Source organism: Mesorhizobium sp. B2-4-1, from assembly GCF_006442185.1.
In the GTDB taxonomy this organism is placed as follows: domain Bacteria; phylum Pseudomonadota; class Alphaproteobacteria; order Rhizobiales; family Rhizobiaceae; genus Mesorhizobium.
Window position 1 is genome coordinate 101,546 of record NZ_VFVN01000010.1, and the last position, 17,425, is coordinate 118,970.

A 17,425-nucleotide genomic window follows, 5' to 3' on the forward strand; every position below is an offset into this window, starting at 1 on the left:
GGCAGGCTCACGAAGGAGCAGCGCCGCCGGATGGCGACGCTGCTGGGCCAAAGGTTAGACGAGATCCGCCTTCGACAGGTCGATAGGTCCGTAGGGCAGGTAGACCGCGCCTTCAAGGTTCTTGGCGGCGCCGTGGAAGGTGAGCGCAGAGAACAGTGAGAAGCTTGGGACTTTCTTGGCCATCGTCGGGAAGGTTTCCTCGGTGAGGATCTTCAGCCGCTGTTCCGGATTGGGCGCGTTGCGCTCCTTGTCCAGGACCGCGTCGATCTCGGGATCATTGATGCCCGAAATCAGCGCCGCGCTGGAGTGCCAGTTGGGCCGCAGGACGAGGTCCGGCTCAGGCGACGGCGTCATCCAGCCGACGTCGCACATATGGCCCTGGCCCTGACCGTCGGCGCGGCGATAGATCGCCACTTCCCAGGCCGCTGGCTCGAGCACCGTCAACTGCACGTTGAAGCCCTGCTCCTGGAGCATCGCGGCGATCAGTTCGCCATACTCCTTGGTCTTGGGATAGAAGCCGATCGAAGTGATATATTCGAGCTGCGGCAGCCCCGCCCCGTTCGGGAAGCCGGCTTCGGCCAGCAGACGCTGCGCTTCCTCGGGATTGTAGTCTGGATATCCCTTGATGTCGGTGAAGCCGAACTTCATCGGGGAGACGTAACAGCTTGACTCGAGCGCCGCTTCGCCCATCAGTTCGAGGATCTGCTTGCGATCGATCGAATGGCATGCCGCCAGGCGGATGCGCGGATCGTCGAAGGGCGCCTTGTTGCAGCGAAAATGCAGATATTTGTTCTCGGTCGTGAGACCCTTGCGAGTGGTGACCTTCGGATTTCCGGCGAGCGATGCGTACTGTTCCGGCTCGAGACGTTCGGCGATGTGGTACTGGCCGTTCAAGAGGCCGAGAACCCGCGTGTTGGCATCCGGAACATAGGCATAGACGACCTCATCGATCTTCGGACGCCCGCCGAAGAAGTCGTCATAGGCCTGAAGAATATTTTTGTCGCCGTTGGTCTCGACATACTTGAAGGCGTTCGTGCCGTTCGGACGCTTTTGGAGAATCTTCGGATCAGCAACATCCTTCGCCGAGAGGATCGGGATCACGCTTGAAATAAACCACCAAGCCGATGCCGGATAGCCGTGCTTCTCGGTGTGCAGTCGCACCGTAAGGCGATCGACAATTTCGACATCGACCTTTCCGGGGCAAAAGGAAGCCGCCGGGCGGGCCGGGTCGCAGGAGTATTCGAGCGTCGCCTTTACGTCCTCGGCGCTGAATTCCTTGCCGTCGTGAAATTTCACGCCGTCGCGCAGCTTGAACTCGAACGTGTTGGTGTCGATCAGCTTCCAGCTTTCCGCCAGCGCGGGTTCGAGCAGGTCCGCCTCGCCGTCCCGCATCGGGGCACGCGTCAACGCATTGAAGACGAACTTTTCGAAATTGCCCTGACCAAGGGTCGTGTGGGAAGTCGGATCCCAATTACCCGTGACGGGCCCCATCGACGCGAGCACGAGTGACTTCTTGCCCTGCGCATTGGCCGGCACCGCGAGCTTGCCGAGCACGCCGGCCACGCCAAGCGCGCCCGCGCCAACCATAATGTCTCTACGCGTAATCATTGATCCTGTTCCCCTTTTTGTATCGGCAGTTGTTTTGCCGATGTGCGGTTTAGTTTTCTAGGACCTGCTCGGCGCCGGCCCGTTGAACTCCATGCTTCGACCTGCAGCATGGCACTTATTCGCCATTGCCAGACGAGCCTTCCAAATCCTGACTGGACGCCAGATCCATCCTCAAACCGATCCAATTTCTCAAAACACACAAATCGGTCAAAAACACCAATATCGACACATTTGCCTGTGGTCAAGCGCGGCTTGGCCTACTCTCGGCGAGTGCCCAGTCCCGAACAGGTCTAAATCTCAAGGCTGTTAGACCCTAGGACTGTTGAGCGACTAAGACGGATTTGACTGGTTTGAGCATGTCGGCTAGCTTGGCGCCGGGATTTTCGGTCTTCCGGCATCTCGCAGTGTTCGACGTGCTCGGGGATATGTTAAGTCCGGAAAGACCCAAATGGTCACAGGCAGATTCGGTCCATGAGATTTTCTGAGTTTCGCCAGGAAAAAATCCTGGAAATACTGCGCGCGAATGAGCGCGCGAGTGTCAATCTGCTCGCCGATCGCCTCGAAGTCAGTCCGGAATCCATCCGGCGCGATCTGCGTCTACTCGAAACAAATGGCTTGGCTCGGCGCGTCTACGGCGGTGCGGTACTGACGCCAAAAGAGGGGGACAAGCCGTTTGGCGAGCGCAGCCGGGTCAATGCGCCGGAAAAAAACTTGATCGCCGAAAGGGCTGCCAGCCTTATCCAGAACGGTATGAAGATCTTCGTCAGTTCGGGAACCACTACGCTGGCCTGCGTGAAGCACCTTGACAAGCATGCAGACCTGACGATCTTCACGAACTCCATCGCCATTGCGGCGCATTTTTTCTCCCACGGCTGGGGCACCAGTGTCCGCGTGCTCGGCGGTCCGATGGTGCCGGAATATCAGGCCACATTCGGGCATTCTACCATTACCGCGCTGAAAGGGCACAGGTTCGACCTGGCTTTGATGGGTGCCAGCGCCGTCCATGTCGATCACGGCTTCATGGGCTTTGGTGAGGACGAGGTTGCACTGCACGATGAGGCGAGGCGTCAGGCCGGCACCACCGTCATGGTAGCCGATCGATCGAAGTTCGGACGCTTCGGCTCGGTTCGTGCATTCGGCCTTGCCGACGCCCAACATGTCATCACCACTAAGGGTGTCGGCGAAGAATTCGTCCAGCGCTTCGCCGAACTGGGCGTCGACCTCATCCGCGTTTAAGTGCATCTCGGCGCCGATAGGCACGTCGGCACTTTACTCACGCCCGCATAGATATAGCATTGCGTTTCCTGCTGGCGCGCCTGTCCCCCGCTCCCTTTCGTGGACGGGCCGTCGCTGGTCGGTTGTGCTTGCTTGGATTACAAGGGTTCCGCTGGCTTCATGGAAATTGGTCTGTCGCGAAAGGGTATGGATCGCCGCATCGGCCCGACGGACATTCATCGTCTCCCGTCCGCAACAAAAGAAGTCCGTTCCCTTTTTGCGGATGACCTCACGGCGCCGGCCGACCTCTGTCTTGTGACGCCCGACGAGCCCGCCTGCTCTGGTGCCGGACCGCAGCTGTGCAGATCGGCACAGGAGATGGAGCCGGGCATTCTCGTCCCGTCGCATCGTGGCGTGGACAGCACCCGCCTGCTTCTGTCGGTCGATGGCCAGCATCCGTCGCTCCTGCTCAAAACCATCCAGCCCGACCAGCGCCGCTTCATCGATGCGGCCGCATCCTTCGATGCGCAGCGCAAAGCGGCCGGCCTCGGCTGCGCGCCCAAGATCCTTGCCATCGATGCGCGGCGCGCGACCTGCATCATGGAATATCGCGACGGCTGGGCGACCGCCCGTGTCAGCGACCTGAAAAAGCTGGACGTCCTCAATGAGGTGATAGGTGTTAAGCGCAGGGTCCACGGCGGACTGCGCTTCACGATCCCGGTGTCGCCGTTCGACCGGATCCGCGCGCTGAAGCAGGAATGCGATCGGCTCGTGGCCCAGGCTCCTCCCGACCTTCCGGTCCTGTTCGAGCAGGTTTTGCGCTTTGAGCGCATGATCGCCGCATCGGGGGTCGACAGTGTGCCCTCCCATGCCGACGGCCTGGCCTCGAACATCCTCATCGGGCCGGATGGTCGCATCGAGCTCGTGGACTTCGACGGTGCCGGCAACGTCGACCCCTATTATGAGATCGGGATCCTGATCAACGAGGTTTTCGAAGACGAGAAGGACTTCCTCCCGGCCCTCGAAATGTTCGAAGGCACGCCGAGGCCGGCAAGTCTCCGTCGCGTGCGTCTCTACGCGATCGCCGACGATCTCGCATGGGGTCTCTGGGGTCTCGTGATGGACGCCACCTCGCAGCGCAAGGATGTCGAGTTTTACCGCTACGGGTTCTGGCGCTTCATCCGCTGCCGCGCCGCGCTCGGAAGCCTCGATTTCGGCTCGTACGCCCGAATGCTCTGAGAACCCTTCATGGAACGGAAGTGCGGAGAAGGCCAATCGGCCTCCGAACTGGCATTGGAAACAATGCTTTCCTTGGTACCCCCATGGCAGGGCAAAGACATCTTTTACCGGCCAATCTTCGGGGGCTTTAGCAATTCTAACTGGCACGTCAGGATCGGAGGTGAGCGTCAGACGTTTTTCCTTAAGATGCCAGGCCCCGGGACCGAGAAGTTTATCGATCGGAGCGCTTCGCTCGAGGCCGGCAGGCGCGCGCACGAACTTGGCATCGGGCCTCGGATCTATAGTGATCTCAGCGACCGCGGCGTGGAAATCAGCGACTTTGTAGAGCGGTCTCGTCCCTGCACCACCCGCGACTTCCACTCCGCCGAGATTAGGGCGCCCACTATTAACTTGTTCCGCACCTTCAACAATTCTGCCCCGCTTCGCTTAACCAAGACCCTGTTTGACATGATCGATGAACATATCGTTCAATTGCGTGAGCTCGGGGCGGCCTTCCCGCACGATTTTCCTACCATTCACATGAAGTACCGCACCGCTCGCGCCGCGCTGGAAGCGTCAGGACTGGACATCGTTCCTTGCTGCAACGATCCGGCACCAGCTAACTTCCTGCTGACTGAAGACAGGATCCTGATCGTCGACCTCGAATACGCGTCGAACAACGACCGCTGCTGCGATCTCGCCACCTGGTGTGGGGAAATGGTCCTGAGCGACGCGATGCAGGATGAGGCGATCGAATGTTATTTCGGTCGCGTCGAAGCCAGCACCAAGGCGCGCATGTTTGTCTACCAGATGCTGGGCGACTTGAAATGGTCGCTGTGGTGCATGGTCCAGAACATTACCTCGAGCATCGACTTCGACTTCTACAAATACGGCGTGTGGAAGCAGATGCGCCTGCGCTCGACCCTTCAGAATCCATATTGGGACCGCGCCCTCACGTCCCTGTAGGAGCCCGCCAGCTTCTGGCTCGAGGCTTCCCTTGCCATTCGAGGATTGTTGCTACATCTGGGCAGTGGAGGCCACCGGTGGAATGACTGCTTTCTGCGCTGAAAGCAGTCCGTCAGCTTCGTTGTTGGCCACAACCGCGGGAGCCTCGGGTTTGCGCAATGTTGCGAGTGCCAACGCCGGAGGAGGAAGACCGTGGCCGGTTGAGCAGAGTGGGCAGATTAATTAATTGCGAGCAGGGAGTCTCGAAGTCCGGCAATCCTAGGCTCCGGCCGACGCTTGTCTAGGTTGCGTGGGTCTGGGTGCCCCATCAACCCAATTCGCACTGAGCCAGTGGTTCAGGGCGCGAGTCATCCCGAATGGTGGCCGGTGCAAGAAGGCGGCATGGTCGCCCTCGCTCGGAAACTGTTTGTTGCGCTGTGGAAATACGTGAATTCCGGAGTCGTTATAGAAGGAGCTCTCCTGACGAAACCATCAGCATAGAGTAACCGCCCGATTGTCACCGCCTATTCCTAGAGCGCCTCCGAGACGCCTTCGACGCCGGCCAGCTTCGCTTCTTCAGCGATCTCGCTAGCCTGGCCGACCCTGCTACTTTCTGCGCCCAACTGGCTGGACTGAAGCGGATCGAGTGGTCGTTTACGCCAAGCCCCCGTTCGGCGGTCCAAAACAGGTCCTCGCCTACCTTGGTCGCTACACCTACCGCGTCGCCATCGCCAACAGCCGCCTCGTGAGCCTGGATCATGGAGTTCTGGTCAGCTTCCGCTGGAAGGACTATCGCCACCACGACAAGTCCAAGCACAAGCTCATGACCAAGATCACACTTGCGGGGCTGATTAAGCCAGCAACCGAGAATGTCTCAAGGTAAGCCGAGCAGACGACCAATTCTTCAGACAGAATGTCAGAGGAAGCGAGGCTCACTGCTATAACATGGGGTTTCACATTGTCGTTTCGGTGAGTCAGATTTGGATCATCCGTATCAGGCTGCGATAGGTCTTCTCCAACGCGTCAAAGCCACCTTCGCCCAGTGTAATTGGCGCGGCGTTGTCGGCGATCGCCGCGAACAGCAGCGCGGCGTCGCCGGGCACGACATTCGGCGACAACTCGCCGCGCCGGCCCGCCGCCGACAGCGCGCCGGCAAACAACGCCGAGAGCTCCGCGCTGAAATGGCCGAGCATCTTCTGGCCGTCGGCATCAAGGAGGTCGGCATCCTGCCGCAGCCTCGAAATCAGGCTCCAGTTTTGCCCTTCTGTGCCGGCTGGGTTGAAATGCCGGAAGCGGGCGCGGCTGTAGGCGATCATCGCCTCGACCTGCTCCTCGAGGCTTGACCCCTCATGCGACCAGACAGCCCGCAAGCCGCTCAGCGTCGCCTGCATGTAGTCGTCAAGCACCTCGTCGACGAGCGCCTGTTTGTTGCCGAAATGATAGTGGATGTTGGCGCGCGTCGTGCCGAGCGCCGCCGAAATATCCCCGAAGCTGGTGCCGCGATAGCCGTGGCGCACCAGAAGCTCCAGCGCCGTATCCTTGATCGCCTGTCTGGTGTCGGTCTCGTCCATGCTTCCATCATAGCCAAATGCTTTGGCCGTGGACGCCGAAGCTTTGCTGCATCCCCAGCATTTGACGGAACACTGACTTGCAGGTAAGTAAGTAGAAAATCAGCGGGAGGATACGTGGTGCGGATGCGGACATTCAGCGATATCGAAGGATCGGCGCCGCAGGCCGTCCGCGCCGGTGACCTGGTCTTCATCGGCGGGCTGATGGCGACGGACGCCAGCGGCAATATCGTCGCAACCGGCATAACGGGTCAGGCGCGCGTCATTTTCGATCGGCTGGCGGCCCTTCTCGCCCAGGCCGGCGCCGGCATGACCGATGTGGTCAAGCACAACATCTATTTCAGTTGCAAGGCCGATGCCGTGGGCGCCTTGCTCGACGAACTCGATGCCGTGCGCGCCGGCTGTTTCACCGCTCCCGGCCCGACCACCACCGAAATCCGCTGCGGCCTCGACCGCGAGGGCGCGCTGCTGATGGTCGACGCCTGGGTGGTGATCGGCGGCAAGCGCGAACTGCTCGACCCCCCGGGTCACTGGCGCTGGCGCAGGGAGCTGCCCTTCGTCCATGGCTGGAAGGTCGGCGACATGCTGTTTGTCGGCGGCCAGCGCTCGCTCGATGCCGAAGGCAATGTGCTCGGGCTCGGCGACATCGAGGTGCAGACCGACGAGGCCTTCCGCAACCTCGACACCATGCTGCGGTCGGGCGGCGGCGACCGCCACAGCCTGATGCGCCAGAACACCTATTTCCGCTTTTTCGGCGAAGGCCGCGAGGTCACCGACTACTGGGAGAAGATGACCAATGTGCGCCGCCGCTACATGTCGGTGCCTTCGGCGGCCGGTGCCGGACTGCGCATCCAGGGCATGGGCAATGCCGGCGAACTGATCCAGGTCGAGGGCATCGGCATGCTCGGCGACGACAAGCAGCGCCTGCAGCCGGCCAACCATTGGGACTGGAGCATTCCCAACACCCAGTTCACGCAAGGTTGGAAGATTGGCGGGCTCGCCTTGATCGGCGGCCAGATCTCGGCCGACAACAAGGCGCAGGCCGTCGGCGACGACATGGAGACGCAGACCCGCAACGTCTTCGAGTTCATCCGCCGCACGCTGGCCGAAGGCGGGCTCGACGAAAGCGACGTCGCCAAGCTCTATATCTACTATCACGCCGAAGGCAGCTGGGCCGGGATCGAGGCGACGCGCGCGGTGATTGCCCGCGTGCAGCGCGAATTCTTCCCCGAGCCCGGTCCGGCGGTGACTGCGATCCGCGTCGCCGGCTTTGCCTTCGAGAACCTGCTGATCGAGATCGAGGCGATGGCGGTGACGCGAGGCTAATGTCGAAACACGATTTCACCGCCGCCGAATTCGCCGATCGTCTGGCGCGTGTCCGCGCCGCCATGGCCGCACGCGACCTCGACTGGCTGATTGCCGTTCACCCCGCCTCCATCCATTGGCTGACCGGCAGCGACGCCAAGAGCTACCAGGAATTCCAATGCCTGCTGGTCGGCGCGCGCAACGAGCCGCTCGTCGTGCTGACACGCCAGGGCGAAGTGCACGAATTCGAAACGGATTCAGGTGCCGACGAGGTGCATGGCTTCGGCGGCGGCGAGAACGAGGATCCGGTCGCGGCCTTCGCCGACGTGGCGCGGCGCCACGACGTGCTAGGCAGGCGCGTCGGCCTCGAAGTGCCGGCCTACTATCTTCACCCACATCATTGTCTCGGCCTTCGCGCCGTCATCGGCGATACCTTGCTTGCCGAGGCGACGGAACTGATCGCCGGCCTGAAGCTGGTGAAGTCGCCGGCCGAGATCGCTTATATCAGGCGCGCGGCGGCCCTTGCCGACCTTGGCATGGAGCGTTTTGCCGGCGAGTTCGCGGCGGGCCTGTCGGAACTGGCGCTGGCCGGCACCATCCACGAGACCTTGCTGCGCAACGGCAGCGGCATCGCCGCCAGCCCGATCAACCTCGTCTCCGGCCCGCGCTCCGCCTACAGCCACGGCGCGCCGACCGCGCGCCGGCTTGAACATGGCGATTTCGGCAATCTCGAATTCGGCGCCACCTTCAACCGCTACACAGCCACCATCGGCCGCAATTTCGCGCTGGGCAAGCCGACGCCGCGCATGGCCGAACTGCACGACATCGTGCTGCGCGCCGGCGACGCCATGATCGCGGCGATTCGCGACGGCGTGCCGGCAACCGTGCCGCACCAGGCGGCCCGCGCCGTCATCGGCGAGGCCGGGCTCGAAGCCTGCCGTGTCCACACGTCCGGCTATGCGCTGGGGCCAGGCTTTCCGCCGAGCTGGGCCGAGCCGCTGCACATGATCGGCGACAGCCCGCACATGCTGAAGGCCGGCATGGTGGTCACCATCGAGCCGCCGGTCTATATCGGCGCCGAAGGCCTTGGCGCCCGCATCATCGACAATGTGCTTGTCACCACGGCCGGTGCGGAGGTGCTGTCCCGCACGCCGCGCGACATCATCGTCGCGGGCTGAGCCTCCCTACCCTCCAAGCTCATGCGCGATCTCGGCACAAGCGAGCTTCAGCCGCGCCAGCATGGCCTCGAAATTGGGCGCGGCGCTGCGTCGGCTGACCGCCGCCACCGTCACGCAGGCCACGGCGCGCCCGTCGCCGGCGATGATCGGACAGACGACGTCGGTCACGCCGATGATGTCGCGGCTCTCGTGGATGATGGCGCCGCGCTCGCGCACCGCGTCGAGTTCGGCGGCGAGCGTCGTCGGGTCCGGCGGCTCACGCATCAGCATCAGGCATTCGGCGATCATCCGGTCACGCACGGGCTTGGGCTGGAACGCCATCAGCACCAGGCCGGAATGGGCATCCGCCAGCGGCCGGCGATAGCCGAGCTTGAGCGAGAAGTTCATGTCCGCCCCGCCCGATGCCGCCGCGATGATGACGGTTTCACCGCGATGCGCGACGACCAGATGCGCCGCCTGGTGCACCTCCTCGGCGAAGCGCTCGACGATGGGGGCCGCCGTGCTGACCAGGTCGCGGGCGCGCGCCGTCTGCATGCCAAGCCCGAACAGCTTGTTCGACAGCATCAGCCCCTCGCCGCCCTCATCGCGCTGGAGGTAGCCGCGCGCAAGCAGCACATGGACCATGCGGAAGATCTCGTTCTTCGATCGCCCCAGTTCCTCGGCGATCTGGCGCGTGCCCATGCGCTGGCCGGCATTGGCCAGCAATTCGAGGATATCCAACCCCTTTTCCAGGGCCGGCGCGCTGTAATTCAGCTTGTCGTCCGTCATTTGCATCCGCTTCATAGATGACGCTTGACGTCACATATGAAGCGAATAGCGTGGTGTCCAGCAAATCCGAGCGGAAAATAGCGATCTGCCTGGAGTTGCATAGGGGGACGCTCTACTTCCATGAGCTATAATTTCAAATTTGATGTCCTGCTGCGCTATATCCCCGAGATTGTGCAAGGCGTGCTGCTGACCTTGCAGTTCTCGGTCGTCACCATGCTCTGCGGCCTTGCCATCGGCTTGATCGTCGCCATGGCCTCGATCAGCCCGCTGATGCCGCTGCGCGCCTGCGCTCGCGTCTATGTCGAGGCGCTGCGCAACACGCCGCTGCTGGTGCAGCTGTTCATCGTCTTCTTCGGCCTGCCTTCGATCGGCATCAAGCTTGGCGCCAACACCGCTGCGCTGATCGCGCTGTCGATCAACATGGGCGCCTATGGCGCGGAGATCCTGCGCGCCGGTTTCCAGTCGGTGCGCCAGAGCCAGGTCGAGGCTGGCCGCTCGCTCGGCCTCACCGCCGGCCAGACCTTCCGCCATGTCGTGCTGTTCCAGGCGGTCAAGACCATCTACCCGGCGCTGGCCAGCCAGTTCGTGCTGATCATGCTGACCACCAGCGTCGTCTCCTCCATCGGCGCCACCGAGCTGTTCCACCAGGCCGCCTTCATCGACTCGCGCACCTACCGCTCCTTCGAGACCTACACGCTGATCACCATTTCCTATCTCGTGCTGACCCTGGGCTTCCGGGCCTTCTTCGCCGGCGTCTACTGGATGGTCTTCGTCAGGAGGCCGCGCCGATGATCCGCGAATTTGGCGGCACCGATATCGTCTACCTGATCGAGGCCGCGCGCTGGACGATGCTGCTGGCGCTCACCGCCACGGTGGGCGGCGGGCTGCTCGGCATCGTCGTCGCCGTCCTGCGCGTCATCCCATTCAAGCCGCTCAACTGGCTGGCCATCGCCTGGATCAACCTGATCCAGGGCACGCCGCTACTCGGCCAGCTCTTCGTCTTCTTCTTCGGCCTGCCGCTGATCGGCCTCTCGGTCGACGCCTGGACGGCGGCGGCACTTTCCCTGTCGATCTACGCTTCGGCCTTCTTCGGCGAGATCTGGCGCGGCAGCCTGCAATCGGTGTCGCAGCGGCAATGGGAGGCGGGTGCCGCGCTCGGCCTCACCTACGCGCAGCGCCTCGGCCATGTCGTGCTGCCGCAGGCGATCCGCATCTCCGTCGCGCCGACCGTCGGCTTCCTCGTCCAGTTGGTGAAGAACACCTCGCTCACCGCGCTGATCGGCTTCGTCGAACTGACCCGCGCCAGCCAGATCATCAGCGGCGCGACCTTTGCCCCGCTGCCGGTCTACCTCACCGCCGCCGCCATCTATTTCGTCATCTGCTTTTCCCTCTCCCAGCTCGCCCGCATGCTGGAAAGGAGACTTCATGTCGCTCGTTGAAATCGCCGATATCCGCAAGCGCTTCGGCGCCATCGAGGTGCTGAAGGGCATCTCGCTCAACGTGGAAAAAGGCGAGATCGTCGCCGTCATCGGCCGCTCCGGCTCGGGCAAGTCGACCATGCTTCGCTGCATCAACGGGCTGGAGAAGGTGCAGGCCGGCCGCATCGTCGTCGACGGCATCGACGTCACCGCGCCCAGGGCCGACCTCAACCTTCTGCGCCAGCGCGCCGGCATGGTATTCCAGAGCTACAATCTGTTCCCGCATCTTAATGTCGAGCGCAACGTCACGCTGGCGCTGAAGCTGGTGCGCAAGCTCGACACGCCGGCCGCCCGCGAAGTCGCCCGCGCCGTGGTCGCCAAGGTCGGCCTCGCCGACAAGCTGCTTGCCTATCCCGACGAATTGTCCGGCGGCCAGCAGCAGCGCGTCGCCATCGCGCGCTCGCTGGCCATGCAGCCGACCCTGATGCTGTTCGACGAGATCACCTCGGCGCTCGACCCCGAACTGGTCGGCGAAGTGCTGCGCGTGCTCGAAAGCGTCGCCAGCGAAGGCATGACCATGATGCTCGTCACCCATGAGATGAACTTTGCCAAGAACGTCGCCGACCGCGTGATCTTCATGCACGAGGGCCGCATCCACGAGGATGGGCCAGCGCGTGAGACCTTGCTCGAGCCTCGTACGGCCGAACTCAGGAGCTTCCTGAGCGCCGTCCTTCACTAGGAAAAGAAAGTCCAACCAGAAAAAGGGGAAGTTCCATGTTCAAGCATCTCACCAGGATCGTCACAGCCGTGCTCCTGGCCGGCGCCGTCTCGGCAATGCCGGCGCGAGCGGCCGACCTGCAGAAAATCCTGTCCGCTGGCACGGTGCGCATCGGCGTGCCGATCGACGTGCCGCCCTTCGGTTCGGTCGACGCCAAGAACGAGCCGGTCGGCCTCGATGTCGACATGGCCAGGAAGATCGCCGAGGCGCTGGGCGTCAAGCTCGAACTGCAGCAGATCACCGGCGCCAACCGCGTGCCCTATCTGGTCACCGACCGCCTCGACATCGTCATCGCCGCCATGGGCGCGACGCCGGAACGCGCGCTGCAGATCGCCTTCACCTCGCCCTATGCGGCGCTTTCGATCGGCGTCTTCGGCCCCGACAGCATCACGGTGAAGAGCCCGGCCGAGCTCAAGGACGAGACCATCGCGGTGGCGCGCGGCACGACGCAGGATCTCGAACTGACCAAGGCCGCGCCCAACGCCAAGATCGTGCGCTTCGACGACGACGCCACCGCCGCAGCCGCCTTCACCTCCGGCCAGGCGCAACTGCTGGCCACCGCCGATGTCGTGGCCAAGGATTTGATGGACAAGGACGCCAAGGTGCAGCTGAAACCCAAATTCATCCTGCAATTCTCGCCCTGCTACATCGGCATCCAGCAGGGCAGCCCGGAGCTGCTTCGCTGGCTCGACACCTACATCCATCTCGGCATGCTCGACGGCTCGCTCTCGGCGCTGTCGCAGAAGTGGATCGGCACCACGCTGCCGACCCTGCCGCCGATCTGACTTCTTCGGCGGCGGGGGCCTTTCCGCCCTCGCCGCCTCTCCCTCGCCACCTCCATCCCCTAGAGTTTCAAAGAGAAACATGGCCCGCATGTCCACCGCCCGCACCACCATCGATTTCGACCGTTCCGGCAAGCAGATCGGCTTCGTCGACATTCCGCATTCGCCGCATGACGACGCCTGGGGCGCGACCCGCATTCCGCTCGCGGTGATCCGGAACGGCAGCGGGCCGACCGTCATCCTGCAGGCCGGTAACCATGGCGACGAGTATGAGGGGCCGATCACGCTCGGCGAACTCATCCGCGATCTCGACCCGGGCATGGTCAGCGGCCGCATCATCTTCCTGCCGGCGATCAACCTGCCGGCCGTGCTGGCCGGCCGCCGCACCTCGCCCGTCGACGGGCTGAACCTCAACCGCACGTTCCCAGGCGATCCAACCGGCACCATCACCCAGCAGATCTCGGCCTATGTCAGCGACGTCGTCATGCCGCTTGGGCATGCCTATATGGATCTTCACTCCGGCGGTTCCTCGCTCAACATCCTGCCCAGCGCCATCATCGAGCCGGCGCCCGACGCCGCCCACCGCAAGCGCAACACGGAGGCGGTGCTCGCCTTCGATGCTCCGCTCACCGTCGTCATCGACAATCTCGGCGAGCCGCGCACCTCCACGGCCACATCGGTGCGGGCCGGGCTGACCACGGTCGGCACCGAGATGGCCGGCGCCGGCACGGTCTCGCTCGACGCGCTCGGCATCTGCCGCAAGGGCGTGCGCAATGTGCTGAGCCACCTCGGCGTGCTGCCGCCGACAGGCAGGCCGCCTGCCGCGAGGCCCGAAAACATCCTGCGCATTCCCGGCCATGACGGCTATGTGCTGGCCACCACCAATGGCGTGTTCGAACCGTTCCACGCGCTGGGCGCCGAGGTCCATGCTGGCCAGGACGCCGGCCGCATCCACGACCTGGCCGACCCCGGCCGCGCGCCCGAGACCGTGCGCTACCTCTCGGACGGCATCGTCTATGGCCGCCGCCAGCCCGGCCGTGTCGTTGTCGGCAATTGCTGCGTCACCGTCGCTACGCGCTATGAAGGAGAGCTGGCGTGATCGCGCTGGAAGACATCCGTACTGCCGCCGCGCGCATCGAAGGCAATGTCAGGCGTACGCCGATGATTGCCGCCGGCAACCTCAAGACGCCGCTGGCCGGCGGCGTCGACCTGCTGCTGAAGCTGGAACTGCTGCAGGTCACCGGATCGTTCAAGGCACGCGGCGCCACCAACAGGCTGCTCTCGCTCGACCCCGCCGCGCTGGAGCATGGCATCGTCACCGCGTCGGGTGGCAACCATGGCATAGCCACCGCCCGCGCGGGCCTCATGGCCGGTGTGCCGGCCACCATCTTCCTGCCGACCAACGCCTCGCCGGCCAAGATCGAGAAGCTGCGCGCCTGGGGAGCGGCCACCCACATTGTCGGCTCGGCCTGGCACGAATCCAACGAGGCCGCGCAAGCCTTCGTCCGCGAAACCGGCGCCGTCTATTTCCATCCCTTCGCCGACCCGGCTGTGGTCGCCGGGCAAGGCACGGTCGGCCTCGAAATCCTCGACCAGATGCCGGATGTGACGACAGTGTTGGTCGCCATGGGCGGCGGTGGGCTGGTCAGCGGCGTGGCGACAGCGATCAAGGCGCTGGCGCCGCATGTGCGCGTTATTGGAATTGAGGCCACAGGCTCGCCGGTGCTGCTGCGCGCCCTCGAAGCCGGACACAATGTGGCCCTGGACAAGATCACGACATCTGTCGCGACGATGGCCTGCGCCAAAACCGACGATCGCATCTTCGACATTGTGCGCGATAGCGTCGATGAGATCGTGCTTGTCGACGATTCCGAGATGCTGTGCGCCGCCAAAAGCTTGTGGTTCGAGATGGGCCTTGCGGCTGATCTAAGCGGTGCTGCCGCGGTTGCCGCAATTGCGGAGGGTCGGGTGCGGTTCAGCTCAGGCGAGTGCGTCTGTGCCATCATCTGCGGCGCCGGACCAGATGGAATTCAAGGATAGAGCTGACCGAATGTCAGCAGCGAAAAATACCAGACCAAGTTCCAGACTGCCCTTTTATGCGACTTTTGAAGCACGAAGCGTGAACATCGAGGCATAAAAGTCTGGCTTTTCACCGCCTTGAGTTTCGCGCCAGAAGGGGTCATTCGGCTGCGGTCCAGAGGCTTGGCGCGGGAGAGTAAACCAAGACCCGCGCCGGCTTTGCCACGAATGACCGCCAGGGAGATCAGCACCTGACGCAGAAGTCGGCTGGGTACTCCGGACCACGAATGCAACGCCGGCGGGAGATTTTAAGTACCCGGCCCGGCGTTGTCGGTACGGAAGTAGTAGCTGTCCACCACCCTCTCGCGAGCAGGGCCGAACAGTGGCGTCGAGAGTAGATCCTCCAGCTTGGCGTTGGCCGACCAGGGCTCGTCTATGAGGCACCAGTCAAGCAGGAAGTGGTCGCCATCTTTGGAGATCAGCAGCCCAACGCCGATCCGAGTTTTCAAATCGTACTTCGCCGCTCGCGTGAACAGCTCCACGGCGTTCGTTCTCATCCTAATACCGTCCTCGCCGGTCACCGGCCAGTCGGGGTCCATACTTGCGACCATGAAAGTGCAGTCGGTCTGCGGGAATGCGAATCTGAAAGGTCGACGAGGTGTTCCAGCCTTGCTAGCCTCGAGGGAGACGACAAGCCGCCTTTTGAACTCGCGCCAGATGGATCGCGGGACGCGAGCGAACTCCTCCATGATCCGGTAGTAGTCCGTGCTCCTTTCAGGGTTAATGATGTGAAGTTGGAGGTCCCGCAGGATGTATGATAGATCAAACCCGCCAAGGTCCTGCACGAAGGCGCGCAACTTCTCGATCGATCCAGGCTCCGGCAAATCCATCTCCGACAGGAACGCGACCATGATGTCGGACTCCTCCACGACCACGCCGGCCTCGCGCAGTTGAGGCAGGACCGACTCTCGATATTCGAAGTACAGCCGCACGTCGTCGGGGACGCGCAGTTTGTCCAATATTCCCAGATAGTCGTGCGCGGCCACGATATGAATGAAACCAACAGTGGCCGAGACGTGGAACTTGGTCTCCCAACAGTCCGCAGGCAGCAGCCGACCAGGAAGGAAGACGACGATCTTCTTGATGTCTAGGAGGTCGACCCCCTTCACCGCTATCTCGTGACCCTGTGCGTTCGTGAGGCGGATCTCCTCGTGCTCGGCCAGGTACCGCACCGTGTCCTTGATCTGATCCGTCGCTTTCCGGAGGACCTTCCTCCGGAACCACTGTCGCTCAGCCTCAGGGTCCGACGTCTCCTCAGCCCGTTCCTTGAGCTGGAACACCATAGCCAATGATCCGATCTTCACCATTCCGTCCGCCAGTTCGACCTGCTGTTTCGGACGAGGGAAGAATCTCGTTTCGGAGAAGGTGAACTCCTTCCAGAAAGTGGTGGCATTGAGCTGTGAGGTGAATTCTTCAAGCGTCATGTCGTACAGATAGGCTATTGCCGGTACACGCGGCTAGGGGTCGCCTTTGCGAGTGCTCTCCTTGAAGTCGAGAGCAAAGCCCAGATGCTCGAGCACCGCGGCACAGGGCACCTTGCCCTTCAGTTCTTCCAGTTCTTGCTTTTCCATCCTGCTCCGCACGCGCTTCGCGCCTCCCTCCTGTCTTCAGTCCTGCCCACACTTCGGGGACAGGACCCGAAGTCCGCGAAGAGCAAGGCGGGCAAGGGCGCGGCCGGCAAGCCGGCGAAAGTGACGAGTACCATTGATGGCAGGCCGCGGCGCTGCTTCCCTTGCCCGGTGCAGCGCGCAAGCGGCAAAAGACCAAATCCCATAAGCGACGATCTTCTTGCGCGTCAGGGATGAAAGCCCGAAGGGCGAAGACCCGCCTAGCGGGGCTTCGGCTCGCCGACAGCCCGGGCTCCTGGGAGGACGCCCCACCCCTCGAAAATGCTGCGCGCGAGCACTATCATTCTCCTCATGTGCAATGCTTACGAACAACACGTCCGCTGGGTCGAATACGTCCATATGATGCAGGCGCTCGAGCTTGGCATCCCGACGCAACAGACCGAACTCGATCTGCCGGAAAGCGACGATATCCGGATCAATGATATGGCGCCGGTGATGCGCGCTGCCGGCAACGGCATTGAGCTGGTACCGATGAATTTCAGCTTCCCACCATCCAATCCGAAGGGTGGCCCAGTCTTCAACTACCGCTCCGACGGCCGGCATTTCGACAAGAGCAACCGATGCCTCATCCCTGCGTCGGCCTTCTTCGAATTCACTGGCAAGAAATACCCGAAAGCAAAACATCGGTTCACGCTGAACGATGGGCCATTCATGGCGATTGGCCGGCATATGGCGGGAGGGCGCAGATGGCTCAAGCCCGGCCTTCGCCATGCTGACCACCGAACCTGGCCCCGATATTGTTGCTTATCATGACCGCCAGGTGGTGGTCCTGCATCCCACCGACTGGGCGCACTGGATCTACCTGACGAAGACAGAAGCCGAACTGCTGCGCCCCCCACCGGAGGGCTCGCTCGCGGTTGAAACCGTTCGGCAAGGATCGGATTAGGGCGGCATCGTCAGGCCAAGCGGCCGGAATAGGCTCGTAAGAGTCCAAA

15 protein-coding genes and 3 pseudogenes are annotated in these 17,425 nt (G+C 62.8%); 14 read left to right on the top strand and 4 right to left on the bottom strand.

The genetic code is table 11. The features are described from left to right. Positions 1-54 precede the first annotated feature (54 nt). Positions 55-1,608, bottom strand: a complete 1,554-nt coding sequence (locus tag FJ949_RS23475) for an ABC transporter substrate-binding protein (protein ID WP_140499623.1) — start codon at positions 1,606-1,608, stop codon at positions 55-57. Positions 1,609-2,079: 471 nt separating this feature from the next. Between FJ949_RS23475 and FJ949_RS23480 the strand changes: the two genes are divergently transcribed. From FJ949_RS23480 to FJ949_RS30845, 5 genes and pseudogenes are all read left to right on the top strand, one after another. Then, positions 2,080-2,844, top strand: coding sequence for a DeoR/GlpR family DNA-binding transcription regulator (locus FJ949_RS23480; RefSeq protein ID WP_140499625.1), 765 nt, complete (start codon positions 2,080-2,082; stop codon positions 2,842-2,844). 132 nt (positions 2,845-2,976) lie between these two features. After that, a complete protein-coding gene (locus tag FJ949_RS23485; protein WP_140499627.1) occupies positions 2,977-4,062 on the top strand; it encodes a phosphotransferase in 1,086 nt (361 codons plus the stop codon). A 9-nt stretch (positions 4,063-4,071) separates the two neighbouring features. Beyond that, positions 4,072-5,007, top strand: coding sequence for a choline/ethanolamine kinase family protein (locus tag FJ949_RS23490; protein WP_140499629.1), 936 nt, complete (start codon positions 4,072-4,074; stop codon positions 5,005-5,007). Between the two features lie 221 nt (positions 5,008-5,228). Further along, positions 5,229-5,487 (top strand): annotated as a pseudogene (locus FJ949_RS30840) (IS110 family transposase); the annotation flags it as partial. A gap of 148 nt (positions 5,488-5,635) precedes the next feature. After that, positions 5,636-5,869, top strand: a pseudogene (locus tag FJ949_RS30845) (transposase); the annotation flags it as partial. Positions 5,870-5,960: 91 nt separating this feature from the next. Here the strand turns inward: FJ949_RS30845 and FJ949_RS23500 are convergent. Beyond that, positions 5,961-6,557, bottom strand: a complete 597-nt coding sequence (locus FJ949_RS23500) for a TetR/AcrR family transcriptional regulator (RefSeq protein WP_140499631.1) — start codon at positions 6,555-6,557, stop codon at positions 5,961-5,963. A 123-nt stretch (positions 6,558-6,680) separates the two neighbouring features. Here FJ949_RS23500 and FJ949_RS23505 point away from each other — a divergent pair, with 123 nt between their 5' ends. Both FJ949_RS23505 and FJ949_RS23510 read left to right on the top strand, forming a co-directional pair. Next, positions 6,681-7,880, top strand: coding sequence for a RidA family protein (locus tag FJ949_RS23505; protein WP_140499633.1), 1,200 nt, complete (start codon positions 6,681-6,683; stop codon positions 7,878-7,880). Next, a complete protein-coding gene (locus FJ949_RS23510) occupies positions 7,880-9,037 on the top strand; it encodes a Xaa-Pro peptidase family protein (protein ID WP_140499635.1) in 1,158 nt (385 codons plus the stop codon). The genes FJ949_RS23505 and FJ949_RS23510 overlap by 1 nt, the downstream gene beginning before the upstream one ends. Before the next feature lie 6 nt (positions 9,038-9,043). Here FJ949_RS23510 and FJ949_RS23515 read toward each other — a convergent pair whose 3' ends face one another. Continuing rightward, positions 9,044-9,805 carry an IclR family transcriptional regulator gene (locus tag FJ949_RS23515; RefSeq protein ID WP_181165404.1) on the bottom strand — a complete coding sequence of 254 codons (762 nt, stop codon included), beginning with the start codon at positions 9,803-9,805 and terminating at the stop codon, positions 9,044-9,046. Between the two features lie 120 nt (positions 9,806-9,925). Here FJ949_RS23515 and FJ949_RS23520 point away from each other — a divergent pair, with 120 nt between their 5' ends. The 6 genes from FJ949_RS23520 (at position 9,926) to FJ949_RS23545 (ending at position 14,823) form a co-directional block, all read left to right on the top strand. Continuing rightward, entirely contained in the window at positions 9,926-10,597 is a 672-nt protein-coding gene (locus tag FJ949_RS23520) for an amino acid ABC transporter permease (protein ID WP_140499639.1), read from the top strand. Beyond that, positions 10,594-11,244: an amino acid ABC transporter permease gene (locus tag FJ949_RS23525; RefSeq protein WP_140499641.1), complete on the top strand. Its 651-nt coding sequence runs from the start codon at positions 10,594-10,596 to the stop codon at positions 11,242-11,244. The genes FJ949_RS23520 and FJ949_RS23525 overlap by 4 nt, the downstream gene beginning before the upstream one ends. Further along, entirely contained in the window at positions 11,231-11,962 is a 732-nt protein-coding gene (locus tag FJ949_RS23530) for an amino acid ABC transporter ATP-binding protein (protein WP_140499643.1), read from the top strand. Before FJ949_RS23525 ends, FJ949_RS23530 begins: the two co-directional genes overlap by 14 nt. A 35-nt stretch (positions 11,963-11,997) precedes the next feature. After that, on the top strand, positions 11,998-12,786 hold the full coding sequence (locus tag FJ949_RS23535) for a transporter substrate-binding domain-containing protein (protein WP_056570895.1): 789 nt from the start codon (positions 11,998-12,000) through the stop codon (positions 12,784-12,786). A gap of 79 nt (positions 12,787-12,865) precedes the next feature. Then, positions 12,866-13,882, top strand: a complete 1,017-nt coding sequence (locus FJ949_RS23540; RefSeq protein WP_140499644.1) for a succinylglutamate desuccinylase/aspartoacylase family protein — start codon at positions 12,866-12,868, stop codon at positions 13,880-13,882. Further along, positions 13,879-14,823, top strand: a complete 945-nt coding sequence (locus FJ949_RS23545; RefSeq protein ID WP_140499646.1) for a threonine/serine dehydratase — start codon at positions 13,879-13,881, stop codon at positions 14,821-14,823. The genes FJ949_RS23540 and FJ949_RS23545 overlap by 4 nt, the downstream gene beginning before the upstream one ends. A 287-nt stretch (positions 14,824-15,110) precedes the next feature. On the opposite strand, the gene FJ949_RS23550 is transcribed toward FJ949_RS23545, so the two are convergent. Continuing rightward, positions 15,111-16,286 (bottom strand): hypothetical protein, encoded by a 1,176-nt coding sequence (locus tag FJ949_RS23550; RefSeq protein ID WP_140499648.1) that lies wholly within the window; start codon positions 16,284-16,286, stop codon positions 15,111-15,113. 495 nt (positions 16,287-16,781) lie between these two features. Here FJ949_RS23550 and FJ949_RS23555 point away from each other — a divergent pair. After that, positions 16,782-17,376 (top strand): annotated as a pseudogene (locus FJ949_RS23555) (SOS response-associated peptidase family protein). The last annotated feature ends 49 nt before the right edge of the window (positions 17,377-17,425 follow it).

Bases quoted from the DNA above. Each gene is read 5' to 3' on its own strand.
- FJ949_RS23490 (WP_140499629.1), top strand. From the start codon at position 4,072: ATGGAACGGAAGTGCGGAGAAGGCCAATCGGCCTCCGAACTGGCATTG.
- FJ949_RS23500 (WP_140499631.1), bottom strand. From the start codon at position 6,557: ATGGACGAGACCGACACCAGACAGGCGATCAAGGATACGGCGCTGGAG.
- FJ949_RS23530 (WP_140499643.1), top strand. From the start codon at position 11,231: ATGTCGCTCGTTGAAATCGCCGATATCCGCAAGCGCTTCGGCGCCATC.
- FJ949_RS23540 (WP_140499644.1), top strand. From the start codon at position 12,866: ATGGCCCGCATGTCCACCGCCCGCACCACCATCGATTTCGACCGTTCC.
- FJ949_RS23535 (WP_056570895.1), top strand. From the start codon at position 11,998: ATGTTCAAGCATCTCACCAGGATCGTCACAGCCGTGCTCCTGGCCGGC.
- FJ949_RS23550 (WP_140499648.1), bottom strand. From the start codon at position 16,286: ATGACGCTTGAAGAATTCACCTCACAGCTCAATGCCACCACTTTCTGG.
- FJ949_RS23510 (WP_140499635.1), top strand. From the start codon at position 7,880: ATGTCGAAACACGATTTCACCGCCGCCGAATTCGCCGATCGTCTGGCG.
- FJ949_RS23505 (WP_140499633.1), top strand. From the start codon at position 6,681: ATGCGGACATTCAGCGATATCGAAGGATCGGCGCCGCAGGCCGTCCGC.
- FJ949_RS23515 (WP_181165404.1), bottom strand. From the start codon at position 9,805: ATGACGGACGACAAGCTGAATTACAGCGCGCCGGCCCTGGAAAAGGGG.
- FJ949_RS23520 (WP_140499639.1), top strand. From the start codon at position 9,926: ATGAGCTATAATTTCAAATTTGATGTCCTGCTGCGCTATATCCCCGAG.
- FJ949_RS23480 (WP_140499625.1), top strand. From the start codon at position 2,080: ATGAGATTTTCTGAGTTTCGCCAGGAAAAAATCCTGGAAATACTGCGC.
- FJ949_RS23475 (WP_140499623.1), bottom strand. From the start codon at position 1,608: ATGATTACGCGTAGAGACATTATGGTTGGCGCGGGCGCGCTTGGCGTG.
- FJ949_RS23525 (WP_140499641.1), top strand. From the start codon at position 10,594: ATGATCCGCGAATTTGGCGGCACCGATATCGTCTACCTGATCGAGGCC.